The 15,466-nt window shown below is 58.2% G+C and carries 6 protein-coding genes and 5 pseudogenes; 6 read left to right on the top strand and 5 right to left on the bottom strand.

Annotated elements, in window-relative coordinates; all coding sequences use genetic code 11:
- Nucleotides 1-80: 80 nt before the first annotated feature.
- The 4 genes and pseudogenes from XI05_RS12510 to XI05_RS12495 form a co-directional block, all read left to right on the top strand.
- Nucleotides 81-242 (top strand): annotated as a pseudogene (locus tag XI05_RS12510) (carbamoyltransferase C-terminal domain-containing protein); the annotation flags it as partial.
- Nucleotides 243-1,229: 987 nt separating this feature from the next.
- Nucleotides 1,230-2,267, top strand: coding sequence for a cytochrome-c peroxidase (locus tag XI05_RS12505; protein WP_271501900.1), 1,038 nt, complete (start codon nt 1,230-1,232; stop codon nt 2,265-2,267).
- Between the two features lie 203 nt (nt 2,268-2,470).
- Nucleotides 2,471-2,662: pseudogene (locus XI05_RS12500) on the top strand (helix-turn-helix domain-containing protein); the annotation flags it as partial.
- A gap of 323 nt (nt 2,663-2,985) precedes the next feature.
- Complete coding sequence (locus XI05_RS12495) at nt 2,986-3,162, top strand: hypothetical protein (protein ID WP_271501899.1); 177 nt, start codon at nt 2,986-2,988, stop codon at nt 3,160-3,162.
- A 1,842-nt stretch (nt 3,163-5,004) separates the two neighbouring features.
- Here the strand turns inward: XI05_RS12495 and XI05_RS12490 are convergent.
- A pseudogene (locus tag XI05_RS12490) lies at nt 5,005-5,368 on the bottom strand (transposase); the annotation flags it as partial.
- Nucleotides 5,369-5,854: 486 nt separating this feature from the next.
- Here XI05_RS12490 and XI05_RS12485 point away from each other — a divergent pair.
- Entirely contained in the window at nt 5,855-6,256 is a 402-nt protein-coding gene (locus XI05_RS12485) for a hypothetical protein (RefSeq protein ID WP_172788337.1), read from the top strand.
- Between the two features lie 2,863 nt (nt 6,257-9,119).
- Here the strand turns inward: XI05_RS12485 and XI05_RS12480 are convergent.
- From XI05_RS12480 to XI05_RS12470, 3 genes are all read right to left on the bottom strand, one after another.
- Nucleotides 9,120-9,437 (bottom strand): GNAT family N-acetyltransferase, encoded by a 318-nt coding sequence (locus XI05_RS12480; RefSeq protein ID WP_271501898.1) that lies wholly within the window; start codon nt 9,435-9,437, stop codon nt 9,120-9,122.
- Nucleotides 9,438-10,798: 1,361 nt separating this feature from the next.
- Nucleotides 10,799-11,008 (bottom strand): oleate hydratase, encoded by a 210-nt coding sequence (locus tag XI05_RS12475; RefSeq protein WP_271501897.1) that lies wholly within the window; start codon nt 11,006-11,008, stop codon nt 10,799-10,801.
- Between the two features lie 152 nt (nt 11,009-11,160).
- Nucleotides 11,161-11,919 (bottom strand): glucose 1-dehydrogenase, encoded by a 759-nt coding sequence (locus XI05_RS12470; protein WP_172788334.1) that lies wholly within the window; start codon nt 11,917-11,919, stop codon nt 11,161-11,163.
- Between the two features lie 2,691 nt (nt 11,920-14,610).
- Here XI05_RS12470 and XI05_RS12465 point away from each other — a divergent pair.
- A pseudogene (locus tag XI05_RS12465) lies at nt 14,611-14,866 on the top strand (IS3 family transposase); the annotation flags it as partial.
- 88 nt (nt 14,867-14,954) lie between these two features.
- Here the strand turns inward: XI05_RS12465 and XI05_RS12460 are convergent.
- A pseudogene (locus tag XI05_RS12460) lies at nt 14,955-15,443 on the bottom strand (ATP-binding protein); the annotation flags it as partial.
- Nucleotides 15,444-15,466 lie beyond the last annotated feature (23 nt).

Below are 15,466 nucleotides of genomic sequence, written 5' to 3'. Positions count from 1 at the left end.
CCAAAGTGGCGATGATTGCAGTGAGACGGTCATAATCGCCAGAGCGGAACGGCTCGTTTCGCGCCAAGACGTGCGACCAGCGATCAAAATGGGCGCCGCGGATGTCGCGACAAAATCCCGCCGTTGTACACCTAGACGGACCGGCTCGATTGCAGACTATCTCCCGAACGTCTCTGCAGAAAGTGGCGGCGCTTCTTGCCAAATATGAAAAGCTCACCGGCATTCCGCTTCTTTGCAACACGCTTTTTTGGATGTCGCCGCAGCGTGCCACCGGCGGCAAGGACGGAGGCCGCGCCTATTCGTGTCATGAGTACCAACGCCTCGTCAACTGAACGGCCCCATATTCCCATTCGAACTTCTGCTTCGCGCCCGAGTACAGCCGAATCGTCTCTCAAGCAGCGATGCTGCGCCTTCGAAGAGCGCAGTGGACCAGTGCCGAAAAATGTACCTCGTGGTTCTCCCCGCAATCTTGGTCTGGCCATCGAAGAAGGACCGCCAGGTCGACGCAGGCGTTTTGCTACCGTGGTGGTCACCAACAACCGGCTGCCTAGTGGCGCTCGCGTGCAGCTCCCTCTCTCCCGCCAGTACCAGCTTGCTTCGCTGACTCGTCGTATGGCGGCCAGTTGAGCTCTACGGCGGCAGCGGGTTGATCATTTCAATTCGCTTTGCTTTAGATATGAAAAACCTCTTTCCGCTCTTCGGATAAGGCACGCAGTCGGATGCTGCTAGTCACATAAAATGGTGCACGGCGCCCTCGACGCGCCGCCCATCCGGCAGACAGTCAGCTAAGTTCATCGAGCTCAGCGCCGGGCCTCATCTCGGCGCGACAGCCTGGCAGCCCCTTTCAGGCCCCATGGGACCAAAGCCGGTTGGGGAGGGACTGACGGCGCACGCCTGTGGCATCGATTCGAATCCAATTGGAGCGGGTTTTTACCTGAGCTCCCGGGACAGGTGCCCTGCGACGTCAACTGCACCCCTGCGTTCGTCGGAGAGACGCGTTGTGCCTCCTCGAAGAGCGGCAAAACGCTTGCTTCGTGAGAAGTCGAAGTGTTCGTGTCGGGCTAACGACCACTGTCGGTGAAACCAACATCGAACACAGAAACCCTAGACCAATTCACTCGGGCGCGCTGGCTCAGTTCCTGCATGGCAGCAGCCATCCATGCAGTGCGCGCCTTTTCTGAAGAACTGTTCTTCGGTAGCGGCGCCGCAACATCTGGAAGTCTCACGTCATGCGCAAGGTATCGATTACTACCGTTCTGATGCTCGTCTCATGCAATGCTATCGCAAACGACGATTTGATGATGACAGCCAGACAGATCTTCAAACCGATCCCTTCTGCTATCCCCGCCCTAAAGGACAATCCCGTGACGACCGAGAAAGCGGAGCTCGGGAAGATGCTCTTCTTCGACCCTCGTCTGTCGGCGAGTGGGATCATTAGCTGCAATACGTGCCACAATCTTGGAACCGGCGGCGTCGACGCGGGTCCAACGTCAGTTGGTCACGGTTGGCAACGGGGAGCGCGGCGGGCGCCAACCGTCTACAATTCCGTGTTCAATGTCGCGCAATTCTGGGACGGACGCGCGCCGGATCTTAAGGCGCAAGCCAAGGGGCCCGTTCAGGCGAGCGCCGAAATGAATGCGACTGCGGATCACGTAACGACCACACTGAATTCGATGGAAGATTATGTTGGCAGGTTCAAGCAAGCATTCCCGCTTGATACACCGCCGGTCACCTTCGACAATTTCGCGAAAGCGCTCGAGGCTTTCGAAGCGACGCTCACGACACCAGCAGCTCCGTTCGACCAATACCTGAACGGCGATGGCAACGCGCTGGATGGCAACCAAAAGGCGGGATTGCGGCTGTTCATGGACAAAGGCTGCGCCTCCTGCCACAACGGAATCAATATTGGTGGGCAGGAGTTTTTCCCGTTCGGCGTGATTGAAAGACCAGACAGCAAACTGCTTCCCGCAGCCGACCAGGGGCGTTTCGCGGTCACGAAGGCCTTCCGCGACCGATACGTGTTCCGCGCCGCCCCTTTGCGCAACGTAGCCTTGCGAGCTCCCTACTTCCATTCGGGTCAGGTTTGGACGCTCCAGGAAGCCGTCGGCATTATGAGTGAGGTCCAGCTCGGCGCCGAGCTCACCGAGAAGGAGACGAACGATATCGTTGCGTTTCTTAATTCACTGAGCGGCCGTTTACCCAAGATCGAATATCCGATACTGCCAACGCGCACAAAGGAGACGCCGCCACCGTCCTTAGACAGATAGTGCCCTTGTTCACTATCCTGGGTGTTCTACGGTTTAGTTGCGGCGACGCAGCTCCGCTTTGTAGCTGCCGCAAGCCGGAGCGCGTTCAGGCTCATCGAACCGATCTCTGAGGATCGCACTGCTCCTGTCGCGGAGCACTGGATCAAGTGAAGAGCGGCTTCGGTTCACGATGCAAGTGCAACACCTGCTAAGGTGTTGTTGCGATGGGACGATGTTATGGCCAGCTCAGCCTTGAGCAGCGCGTGAGATATACCGCAGGCGGTATATCTCAAAACCAAATTGCGGCGGCCCTGGGCCGGTCGCCACCCATGATCAGTCGGGAACTTAGGCGCAATTCCAAGCGAAGGAAAGCTTTGGCTGGCGGCTACGAACCGATCCGCGCCCACCAGTTGGCCGGCGACGGCGGTTCCAAGGGGATGGCAGAACCTGCTTGGCAGCACAGTGGAGGGTTTCCCCAGAGCATCGTGTCCGGATTACAACTAAACAATTCGCCTGACATAGCGACAGCGAGCCCTTGTTTTTGGCACCGACAGAACCACCAGCGCCGAGCTCTCCAGCGTGCCGCGTCGACGCAGCGTGCCTGTAGGTCATCGGGAAGACGACATTTTTCTCGTGCTGCCCAGCAAAGCGATGACGATCTGCTCGAAAGCGACCGCGCGAGAGTGCACTGTGCGTGGTCGCGAATTGAGGATGATCTCGAATAGCACGGACGCACCTGATGCGCAATTCAGACGACCAGCTCTACTTGGTCGAAGCGCACGAGCCAGGAGAGCGTGAGGTCGTCAGGGCGGTCAGTCTTAAGCGTGCAGTGGTGCTGATCGCCAATCCGGCCTGTTGTCGTGGGGCGGCTGCCGCTGATCGTAAGCAGGCCGAACGCCTTTTGTCTGCGGCCTGAACGTCTTCATTGTTCTTGACGACAGGTGGCCCACGCGGGCCGCGTTTCGTTGGGTGAATTGCACGCGGTCTCGTCAGCTTTCAGTCAGCTGGCCCCGGTACAAAACCGTTGGGTTTAGCGAGGCGCGGCAGCCCGCTAAACTCATCGGCAGCGTGGGTGTGGCAGGATACGGGCCTTGATGCCTCCCTGGCTAACCGGCTCCGAGCCGCGCCCGCGCTGCTTCCGACTGGTGGGCAGGGATCAAGTAGTTAGGCTCGTCCTGATGACCTCGCGGCCAGCTTCCTCCGCTGCTATGAGGCTGGCCGTGTGGGAGTTGGCGGCTCGTGGCAGGGACAGCGCTTCCTCCGTGTATGCGTGGGGGATAAGCGCCGAGTCACGTTGCCGCAAACTTCAAAGGGTGGTGCGGGCGGGGATAGGGACAGTGTCTGATCCAACGCAACCGAACAGCGCCGAGTCTCGCCCGCACTGCCTGCGACAGTCACCCTTACCTGTCTTGGTAGTTGAACGAGAAGCATGATGCTGCGCCCCCATGCCTTCGGAGCGGCGCGGCGAGGCTCTCGTCGGCTGCCCCGCTGACGTTCAGCCGTGATGAGTAATTGAAGTCGTTCAGCTGCGGCTAGCAGCTCCGGGTCGAGGTGGATCGTTTCGCTCGGCTTAGGCTCGGTCGCGATGGCGCGCTCGCAAGCCCTCAGCCAGGCCGGCAAAGACCGGGCCACGGTTGGTAGTTCATTGTGGCAGGTCTCTCTTGACGGGATTGGCGATCGGCCAGTGAGGCTCCGGACCTCTCAGCACAGAGCCTCACCACGGAAAGGAGGACGACGCACTGCCCGCAACAGCGCGATCCCACCCCTAGGCAGACTCGCCGCCACTAATTCTGCGATGTCCCGGTAAACCGTTTAGGCTGAACGACTGCCCGGCCGAACGACTGAACAACTGGGCGCCTTAAAGCTCCGAGAGCGACTCGCCCGCCCGACTAAACGCGTTTGTTGGGCCTAGAAGGCTCCTAGTTTGATCGCGGTTGCTTGAGAGAAGGGCCGAGGCATGCGAGAGGCGGACTGCAGCCTCTAAAGCCCGTTCGGGCTATGCTCTGGTCAGTAAAAACGCGCTGCCCGCTCACCAGCTCGCGCGTAAGCCATTCCAAACGAAGCTCGGCTTCTAAAGCGCCGTTGCCTTCGCAGATGGCCGCCGCGACGACTTCAATTTGATCTCAATAAGCTCCCGGAGGATTTGGATGCGAGGTTCCATTGTGCTGCTCTCCGGGTGATAGAAAGTCGCCGACCATCTTACGCTCTAAGTTTCCGGCTGGCACCCTGCCAGAAATGGTCGGCTGCCATCACGTTGAAGGTCGCGGCGCACGCCCTGACCTCCGCTCCCACCTTGCTCATTCAAGCGGAGGGCCAGGGCTACCTGCTTTCAAGTCGATCAGGGGCTTTTAAGTCGGACAGGCAGTAATTTTCTTCTCTCGACCATGCGGGTAAGGACACCACAGCCGGTCGCGCGGCAGCTACGTTATCTATGTGGACGTCGCCTTCGAACTTGAGCTTATGACGCACGAAACGGCCCAAAAAGAAGAAGCTCAGAATTGAGATGAAGCCCGGCTCAATCGCGGTCCTCTCGGACAAAATGCGCGAGGGCGCAAAGGCGGCGTGCATTTGTTCGAGCTGGAACTTGTTGAGCTAGGGCTCAACAAACCGTGTTGCCACTTCAGTCGTGGCGCGGTCCCTGTAGAGCCGTCTTCGGCCGGTGAGGCGTTCGGTGATGTGTCGTCGGATGCTGGACGCGACGATGTTCGGCTCCGCGCGGGAGTTCGCGGCCTAGCTTGGCCTGACGTCTATCGCGTCTGCCGATGGTTTTAGACGCCTGCCGTTCGCTCATCCCGAAGGCGTCTCGGAGATGGACGACAGCTTTCCGCTGGGCCGCGGGCATCACCATTTCTTTCCCACGAGTTCTTTCCCAGGAGGCCCTTCAAGGCTGCGTTGTCCAGCATGGCGTCGGCGAGGAGCCGCTTCAGCTTCGTGTCTCGTCCTCCAGCGTCCTCAGCCGCTTGGCCTCGGAGACATCCATCCCGCCGAACTTGGCCCTCCATTTGTAGATGCTGGCGTCGCTGACGCCATACTTGCGGCACAGACCCGGCGACCGAAACGCCGGCCTCGTGCTCCTTCAAAATCCCGATGATCTGCTCTTCCGAAAGGCGGCTGCGCTTCATGCTCTGTCCTTGTCGTGGGCCAGAGCGAACTTCACACTGGATTAAGCCCGTGGGGCAAGGTCACTTAGCTCAATATTCCGTCTTCAGACCGGATTAACACGCGCCGCTTGTCACTACACAACCGCAGAGAATTTCAAGCTCAGCGATGGACTCCTGAAAGAGCAGAATTGGGAACGCACAGAGGGTTCATGCGGCGCCTAGCGGCGGCAGCCCGCTAAGCAGTTCGATATTGGTCTCTCCAACGTATATGCGCCGGAAAGTGCCCAAGTCCGCCTGGGCACACAACGTGATCACACCACATTAGCGCTGTTGGATCACCGTTCCAATGTTCTGAGGACGGAAGCCCCAATGGATGTCGCGCTTCTTCCTCGCAGCCAACGCTACCAGATAAGACAGGTACAACGTGTTGATGGTTGTGGTACCTCTGGTGCTCGAAAACCTGCAGCGAACCACTCAGCTCCTAGTAATCTTTTCGGGAGATATGCAATGCCAGAGACCTTAGGCGAAGACGGAAAACGCGAACGGCGACCACGTGGAGGCCCCGAACTGGCCGAGGCATCGCGCCCTGGAGCAGGTGGCCCCACGGATGAAACTGGAGAAAGCGCCGCAGCTGCATCGCGCATTTCATTTACGGTTCCGGAATGGCAAAAATCCATCGAAGCGACAACAAACCTGTTCGCAGCGTCGCTCCGCGACGCGCTAAAGCTGGCTGCTTCCTCTTTGCACGATCAGGCCACCTTCATGAAGACTCTTGCGGACTCCAAAACTCCTTCTGAGCTACTGAAGTGCCACCTGGATTTCGCGGAGCAATCCTGCTCGAAATTGTTTGGCGAAGGCTGGAAGATGTTGGATCGTCTCAGGCACAGCCATCGGTCTTCGGTAAGTTAAGAGACGCAAGGCGTGAAATAGGCTGACGGCGGGCAAATCATCCGGCGTGCGGCACGTACACGCCGTTTAGAATTAAGCGGGAAAAAGAAGAACGATTCCGCCCTTGCTCCGTCTGCCTTTCCCCAGCGACCAGGCTGATCAGTGAGGCTGGTCGAACTTTCGCCGAAAGTAGTGCGAAAGAGAAAGTGACAGTTCGACGCCTTCAATAATTGTGGACCCGCTGGGCCTACATTTTCATGCTTCGAGGCGGGTCACTTCTGCCAATGGCAGATGCTGCCGCTTGGCGCAAACCGTCCGGACGTATCAGTGCCCCCGGTATCGGACAACGCCAGCGTCATCCTGCATTGGTCCGAAGTTCGGCGGGACCACCAGGGACGGACAGTGCCGAGCATCTGTTTTCAGACCAACGCGAACAAATTTGACGCACACGAAGCGCCTGCAGACCCTCCAATTCTCGATTCAGCACGACCCTTGCTCGGTTCTGGGCAGCATCACCGAATGTTCCAGATGCGGTGAGTTAGGGGCGGGCTCGTTGCAGCTAGCGCCTGGTGCGCCCCGCCGGTTTGCTGTGAGGCGAGGTGAATCAGATCAGGATATTCAACTGGTGGCGCTCGTTCGCTCACGCTCGTCGCCGTCATGTCGGACGACGGGACCAAGAGGCAGGTAAGTAACACAGCATCAGCCTCACCTAAGCGGGAGAGCAGATGGCCAATCCACGAGTTCCGCGTTCGAGACGGGTTAACGGCGGAAAGTGCACCCGCAGCTCCGGAGCAGCAGCCCGCGATCTCAACTCACAAGATAATGGAAGCAGAGATGCGCACTGGAACGGTGGCTGGTACAACGCTGAAGAGGGCTGGGGGTTCATTCGCCCTGACGTGGCGACCAAAGGATTTGTTCGTGCACATATCGGACCTTCGCGACTGCGCAGGGTCTGATCTGGTGTCGGGCACGCGCGTGACTTTCGAAATTCGCTTCAATAAACACCGCCCGAAGTACAGAGCCGTCCAGGTCAGGCTGATCGATTGAAAGATCGCGTATCCCTACTGCGGGCGTGCGCATTACATATCATTCATAGCGCAAAGGCAATAATGGACGATTTCATAGGCCTCATCTGATCAGAAACAAGTCGTGGACGTTTACGACGGACATCGCGCTCGGAAGCGCGACGCTAAGCTGATCGATATGGATGGTCGTCTGCCATCTTTCTGGCCATCGCGACCTTTGCACGCTTGCTTCCTTGCCGGTGGGCAACACGCACCGCCCAGGCCTTCATCGGAGACCATCGGGTTGATAGCCTGAGAACAACGTTGGCAGCTTCGAACAGGGCGTAAGCATCCGGTGAGGCCTTTGAATTACCCATAACTTTGACTACTCGGGATGATCCGCCGATCGGCGAAATCTTGAGTCGAAAGAATCACTTGTGATTCCTTGCTGAGCACCTGATTCGCGAGGGGGTGCTCTATGGGGCTGACGTTAAGGGATCGATCGGCAGAAGGCCCGTTTGCGGTCCTTGGAAGGTGAATGTTGGATTGATCGAGAGAGTAGTGGATGCGAGTTTAGGGAAGCGGCTTGGCGACATATTCCGCAAATTGCTCACGCCGATTGGAGGCCCCATGGGCAATTGCGGCTCGTGCCGACATAATTTCATCACAGCTTACTTCTTGCGCCTTGGCCGACTTCGGCTTGGTTTCGCAAGAGGCTGTCATGGCGCTCTTGAACAAAGCACCTTGGCTCGCTTTTTATGGACGGAACGTTTCGTTCGGCAACTCTGTTGATTGCGCCATTATCAGCTATGGGACTTCCCGGGCAAAGCACGGATCATTGCAGCTACCGCTTAAGACCACTTTTTCAAGGGCAGCTATGTTGATCTCTGGGTCCAGACCGGCGGCGCCTTGCGCGAAATCTACGAGGTGAAGTCGAGTTGCGCCCGCACGGCGCTCTACAAGGCAATCGGGCAAGTCGCAGATGCGGCAATGTGGCACGTGCTCTCACCCGTGCGGACATACCCTTCATTTGGTTTCGGGCTTCCGGGGAGAAGGTGCGCCTGTCGCAGCCGAAGCCTTAAATTTAGCATCGAACTACGCGAGATCACCGCTTTGCGTCAGGCTACGGCCGCTAGGGACGGGCTGCTTCGACGGTCTCCCGTGAATTCCGGCGGAACGCGGCTACGCGGGCGGCGACCGGTTGAGGGCGCGCGAATCGGATGCACGCGCTGGCGCGGAACTGCAGTAACCAGTCGCTCCGATCAAAAGGGAGAAGCACAAGCGGAGAAGACCGCGAGGCGAGATTACCCACGCGGAGCACACTGCCCTCGAGAGCGTGCAGAGGGGGAACCGGTTTGGTGTCGTAACGATATTCGCTGACGGCCGGGTCACGTAAGCCAGTCGTGCTTCGGACTTCGCAAGCTCCCAGTTATCCTAGTCCGTCCGCGTCAACCGGAATCGAGATCGCGAGCGCTCCGAGAAGACGTTAAGCATCAGCAGGTAAGCCGGGATCTTCCACAAACCCATTGCCGCAGTCGAGCAGGAGGCGCCGCGCAGGTAGAGCACCTGCTAGACGATTACCCATGAAAAAGCGGCCGTGCGCCAAAAACGTCTCAAGCACCGGCGTCGCGGGTCGCCTACCGATCGTCACGGGACATGACACGGTGTTGGGGCGGAGCCATGGCGACTCCAAGGCACGCCTCCTCGTACGCCGAGATGCCTTCGTTGTTACAGCTGCCAGTCATAGCATTTTGGCGCTGCTCGCGTCTCGGCGTTTTTCAACTGTTCGCGGCATGCGGATTACGGCGGTCAGTCGAAACGGCCGCTCAAAGATAAGGTGGGCTGGAGCGTACGAAACTTCCTACGCCGGATCACGCTCCTCAATGGGCTGTCCGCAACATTGGAGTTAGCCGCGGCGAACCACCATGCTGTATCTCTCCGATGACCTCGAAACCATGATGCTGGTAGAAGGCAACATTGTCCGGATTTGAGCTTTCGAGATAGGCGTCGCCGCCCTCCGAATCACATCGTTTGAGGGCATGTTTCATCAGCAATGTGCCAAGTCCCCGTCCAACCCAGTTCGGATCGCCGGCAATGAATGGCAAATACCAATGTGGCTTGGGAGGATGATGTGCGGCCATTTGCAGCCGTAGCTGCACCATATCGTCGGTAATCTCCGGGCGCAGGGGGTCAGCCATGATTGCGTCGAGCGCCTCCTCATCTTGCTCTACGCCGGGGGGCAGCCAGAGGGTCGCAGCGCGAATTCCTTCCGTCACGTATGCCGTGCCATGCTCGAATGCTCGCGCGCCACAGGCCGTAAACGTACTGAGGCATGCTCCTCAGATATTGAGTTGCGTCAGGCCAACTCCATCAAAGCCGAGCACAACTGTCCAGACGGTGGTCAATCGCATTTCTGCGCGCGCAGTGTTTATTTCTGTCTCCACTGTCATGATGTCTTTCCAAGTTCACTGTTTTCGTGCCCTAGCGAGAAAGCTAGGGGCGCGGGGTATTTCTGAACGAGCTCGGAAGGAATGAACCAAAGGAGATTTGTCGGCTGCATCTGTTTTCGTAGCGAACTCTTGCCTTCCCTCGGACTGTTTGAGCGCGCCCGTCCCAAAGCAGGTGTCGGAATGTGTGATGTTTGATAACAACTCGATTCCGACTTAGCTGTTCTGGTTGAGGTCTCTCATTCAAAACATGTGCCAACTGTGATCGTCGATCGGGCCAGCCTTTGAATGTTCGATTCCTGACGTTTTCTACATAAGTGGCGCTTGAAGTCATTCGGCATCTTTAATTCTGGTTTGATATCAACTGCTATCTCCTTTCTTCAAGGGGCAGCGCTCCACATGTCGGAGCCCGCGCCTATGTCATCGTCGGAAATTCGGCGGATCGACGCCAGCGATTGGGATGACGAGATGCTGCGGATCGTCCCCGTCGGGCAGCAGGAGAATTGTCGGTGCTCGATCCAGCTGGTTCTTGCCGGAGGCGTCGCGGATGTGATGCCGGGCTGCCGAGGCACGAGCGCCACTCCAGCGCCGTAGGCTCGACCTGGCTTTAACAGGCCCAATCTCCGGGCAGATCGGCCAGGCGCTTGTTACTGATGCGGTGCTTGTCCGATCGTCCCGCAGATCAATAGCGTCTACGTTGATATTCTCCTGCCTGGCGCGCAGATCGCCTCGATCCACGAGGCTGCCCAATCTAGGCAGCTTCGATTGTGCGTCTAAGGTGCCCGTTGACATCAGCGGCAGGAGTGGAAAGCCCCATCTGGTCACCGGGCGCGGGCTATTCTCGGGACATCAACGTCGATGGTAGTGGCGCCGCGCGGGAGAAGCACGGCACAGCCCGTTGCTCGATGTCCGACTACGTCAGACAGCGTCCCACCTCAACTCAGGTACTTATTCATCAGTTCACCAAGCTCGGTTGGGCTAATCTTTTTCAGAATATGTTGGGGTAGGAACGCCGGCTGGGATCTCAATTTCCTTGCCGTCACGCAGTCTACCCCTGGCGCTAGCGATTGCGGATATCATAGGTCGAACTGAATACCTCGGGCACGCCGCGTTCAATCTGAGGAGGATATAGACGGCTTCCATCGCCGTCCGACCGAGTATTTCAGCCAGTAGAACGAACGGAACAGATCCCAGAGGCACTCGAAATGTTCCTCCATCTCTGGATCACCTCGGATGACGAACCCTCTTTCCGGGTCCCAACTACCGTCCAACGCCCCACCTGGAAGGTTCAGCCACTCGAGAATGGTAATCCGATCGGCCACGCATATGCCCGTCGGGGATCATGAACGCCGCGCCGGAGAGCGCCGCCAAGCCCGAAGCAACGAACCACGGCGTCTTGCTGTCCACACCAGCGGGCTTGCCCGGGCGAGCAAAGGATCAGATCTCGCTTATGTGACAATTGGTCAACTGATAGTCAGAAGATGCTTTCGGGCGCCTGACACTTGTACGGGATGCCGATCGTCAGACCGCCATCGACGACGATTTCGGAGCCCGTAAGATAAGAGGACTCGTCACTGAGCAGGAACAAAACTGCTTGCGACACTTCCGGCGGCTCGGCTGCCCGCCCAAGCGGAATTGGAAAACTGGAAGAATCGAAGTCCTTTGTCATCCAAGTGTTGATTAACCCCGGATGGACTGAGTTTATCCGAACCCCAGACGCAGCGGCCTCCAAAGCAGCGGACTTGGTTATGCCCCGCACACCGAACTTGGAAGCAACGTAGGCGTGAAGCCCTGCACTACCCCTCAGCCCCTCGACCGACGAGATGTTGACGATCGAGCCTCCGCCCGCGCGGCGCATGGCGGGCAGGGCAGTCTGCATTCCCAAAAATACACCGGTGAGATTGACAGCAAGGGTCTTCGTCCACTGCTCGAGTGGAAACTGCTCGATAGGAGCAATACTGGCTATGCCAGCATTGTTGACGAGGCCATGCAGCGCGCCAAACTTGCTCTCCGCAGCCGCGATCGCTCGGCACCATTCCTCTGGCTGAGCGACGTCTTGACGCACATAGATCGCGGATGTGCCAAGGCCGGCCGCGAAAGCCTCTCCTTCTTTACGAAGAATATCGGTGATCACGACTTTAGCTCCCTCCGCTACCAGCAGGCGCGCATGAGCGGCCCCCATCCCTCGAGCCCCGCCGGTGACCAGAATGACTCTTTCGCTGAGACGTCCCATAATTTTGCTTCCTCGATCAGTGTGGTGGCGCAAGGTCTTGCGACATCCACTATGTCAATTAGCCCTGTTCGATCTGCTGGGTCCCGTTGCGATGCCCAACGGCTGCGCGTAATGGCCGTGCAACTCGCCGCGAAAACCAACTCGATAACGATTTCACGTCGTGGACACGCGTCCGCCGCTCAGGCGTTATCGTCGGAGTGTTGAATTGGCATCGCGACATTGGGCCACCTTGTTGAGCCCGACAATTCACGACGGAGTTTCCTCCGGAAGATGGGCGTGGATTGCAGGGCGATGCAATGCCGGTTCCGCACAGGCGCACATACTGAGCTGTTCGAGGCTGGCCGCGGGAGTAGGGCGCAGAACGCATGAAGCTCTCCGAGCCTTGCGAATTGGAGTATCCACTCTGTGCAATCGGCGCGCCGAGAATCTGATACGAACGCAAACTCACGCGACTCTTGCAGAGTTGCTGGAGCTGTTACGACCTTTTCGCGCGACCTGGGTATCCGCTAGCATGCTTTTCGGGCCATGCACAGCGATAGCGTTTCGACTTATCAAGGCTTATCGAGCCACACACAGCTTTGATAGCCATGCGAGCTCCTCATCCGTTTATCTCCCGCTTGATCATGTCGGACTCTCGACATTCCGCGTCGCCAAGCAAACAAGCGGGAAGGCAACAGAAGAAGAGGCGAAAGTTGTCGGCGGCCTTCTCGTACTCCAACTCGACATCTGCAGCCGAGCGAGTCCTATAACACCCAATGAGGCGCTTGGCATCGACGTCGCAGACGACAGATAGAGAGGCCTGTCGAGTTATCGTCATCCTCGGTGAGCACGCTTCGCCGGAATGAACGCACAATCGTCAAGCTCATTCTGCAGCACAGAATCGAAGTGCAACGCGCAGAACTGGATGCGTCGTCGGCAAGACAATCGCGATCACCGGATCTATGAGCCGACGGCTACCGAGCCGCACTGGAAGTTGCACATCACAGTCTCTTCAGGATGCTCGACAACCGAGTAGTCTTGGTGAGATGAGTTAGCTGAATGTTCGATTGCGCCCAAACACTCCAAAAGCGAGGAGGAATGCGATGCCCGACGTGACAGGTATTTCGGTTGATGCGCATCTCTATCCTGGGAGCAAAGACCGTGGCAGCGCGTTTGTCGGGTACCGAGCTATAAGCCTTGTATTCAGCGTGGCGCACGAGGTGTCCTCTCTATTACCGAAGGGATAAGTACCGTAGCAAACCCTGCAATCGCCCTTGTGGCGGTCGCGAGCTATCCCTCAAGCACTGTGAGGCCGTACTTGGAGTGCTCTTCAGGAATTCAAGTTCGTGATCCCGGCGGTGAGACCGGCTTTTTAATTCTTACATTTACGTGACAACGAATGATGCAGCGCTCGCCTCGGGACGAGAGCTTCTTGGTGCTCCAAAAAAGTTGGCGTACACTAGTGGACGGTGGTCAAGCTCGAGGCCATTGATATCCTTTCGGAAGCCGCAAATCCAAGTAAACAGTGGTCCATAAAGCTTCAGGAGTTCATCCAATCCTGAGTTCTGCCCCGGGCTCTCGGCGCGCCCACTGAACCTCCTCCGAATGAGTGGGCACCTCCGGGCTCCTCTACTCCGAGCACGAGGTTTGAGTTGCTCGTAGAAAGCTCGGGCATCCTTCGCTCCTTTTCGCGCTTTGGTGAAGGCAATCCCGCCTTGGTCCTGATGCACCTCAGGCCATTTGAGCCTCGCGGTATCGCAGCAATAAGGGTGCCAACAGAAAAACGCGGTGCACTCGTTCGTTGATGCGAAAACGGTCGCATGCCTTGCATGTTGGCGACTGCACGCGGGTTGGGTTCACCGTCTTAAGGCGGACGGGCCGAACGCGGCTGATTAGGCCGCTACAGCGCGCTTAGCCTACTACTTCTAGCAATAGCCTATCGCGGCGATAGCTGTTGACTCGTGCTTCAAGTTCCTGGCGTAGCTGACGACATAATTCGTTGCGGCCGGCCGCTCATCGCGGGGCGAGTATCGGTCTAACAGGGGGTAACGTAATTCCTGCCCGCATTGCCATCTCACACAGGTCGTGCGCCACGGCCGGGTGAATTTCGATGGCGCGAATCTCTCGTTGGCAGAGGACCCGGAGCTTCGGCTATGCCAACCTTATCTTTCCAAGGAACGCCTCGCCTACCATTCCTTTTTTGAGGCCGACGCGATGACTGGGACAATCAAACGTCCGGTATCGTGTTATGACGGGCGAACCGTCAACTTTATTGGCTTCATCCATCTCGCGGCCGCGATGATCTGCAGTTCCGCGCCTTTCTCCATAGCTGCAAGGATTGTCAACTTGTTGAAAATGGTGTTCTCCTGGCGGAACATTGGCGGGGAATTCGGTACTTAAACTGTCTTTTGGCTATATCCGGTGGCGGGGCCGCGGGATTGCATCGTCTCGCGGCCTCATTCATTTCCGTAGCCTGCTGATAATCCCTTCCGGTCGAATTCGGGCCACCTTTCTCCGGGGTAAGGGCGAACACCTCCATCGAGGCAGGACATTCAGCGCGCGTGATACTCGGCTGGCTATCGAGGTGGGGCGCTTCTGCCGATGGCGCATGCCGCTTTTTGTCGTAAGCCGCCCCGGACAAACCGGTGCCCCGGGATTAGACAACGCGAGCGTGATCCTGCATTGGTCCGATGTTCGGCTGGACCAGGCACTCGCTCCAGCCGTCCGCCGGACGCGGCTCTCCGCGGCCTGCTGCGCGACGTCGCCGACGACGTTTCGGCTATCGCCGGGTGGTCGTCCTGCTGCGACGGAAGGCGAGCCGTCGGGGATCAATCGGATTTACCGCCTTTATTAGCAAGGAAGGGCTCACCGTCCGCAAGCGGTGGGCTCGCCGGAAGGCTATGGGGCCCGTGCCCCGATCCTGGCGCGTCGGAAGGCGTTAGCCGCCCATTTCCACAACGATTTTGCCTAGGGCGCGGCGCGAATTTAGGAATTCGAATGCATCTAGGAAGCGCACAAATGGGAATGACATCGTTGGGTTCGGTGTCCGTGATGAGTAGATCGACGCGCTCCAGCGCCGCGATCAGGCGTGCGAGACGACCTTCGCCAGGCGCCTGGGCGAGATCGGCGAACAAGCGGGGCGCGCGCTCGTAGAGGAGCGAGAAGCCATCGCGGCAGGCCCTGTTGCCGAGCGCGCAAGCCAGCCAAGATTTGCCGGTACCGGTCGGACCGACGAGGACGAGATGGTTGTGCTCCCCGATCCATTGGCATGTGGCGAGGCTTTGAAGGAGGGAGCGGTCGAGACCACGAGCGGTGCGATAGTCGACATTCTCGATGATGGCAGCATGGCGGAGCTTGGCATTGCTCAAGCGCCGTACGAGGCGGCGGTTGTCGCGGGCGGTGACCTCGGGATCGACGACGAGACCAAGCCAATCGGGGTGTGGCATGTCGGTGGCCTCGGGATTGTTCTGCAGTTCGATGAGGGTATCAGCCGTGGCAGTGAGGCCGAGCGCGCGCAGGCGGTCGACGGTCGGATGAATGAGCACAATGATCTTCTGATTAGTTTTAG

Origin of the sequence: Bradyrhizobium sp. CCBAU 11357 (genome assembly GCF_028128865.1) — a bacterium.
GTDB lineage: Bacteria > Pseudomonadota > Alphaproteobacteria > Rhizobiales > Xanthobacteraceae > Bradyrhizobium.
Note: the sequence above shows the minus strand (reverse complement) of the source record. Positions and strands in the feature narration are given on the sequence as shown.

What these genes read in the sequence shown, in the direction of transcription:
- XI05_RS12470 (WP_172788334.1), bottom strand. Translation starts at nt 11,919, where the DNA reads ATGGGACGTCTCAGCGAAAGAGTCATTCTGGTCACCGGCGGGGCTCGA.
- XI05_RS12505 (WP_271501900.1), top strand. Translation starts at nt 1,230, where the DNA reads ATGCGCAAGGTATCGATTACTACCGTTCTGATGCTCGTCTCATGCAAT.
- XI05_RS12480 (WP_271501898.1), bottom strand. Translation starts at nt 9,437, where the DNA reads ATGGCTGACCCCCTGCGCCCGGAGATTACCGACGATATGGTGCAGCTA.
- XI05_RS12485 (WP_172788337.1), top strand. Translation starts at nt 5,855, where the DNA reads ATGCCAGAGACCTTAGGCGAAGACGGAAAACGCGAACGGCGACCACGT.
- XI05_RS12495 (WP_271501899.1), top strand. Translation starts at nt 2,986, where the DNA reads ATGCGCAATTCAGACGACCAGCTCTACTTGGTCGAAGCGCACGAGCCA.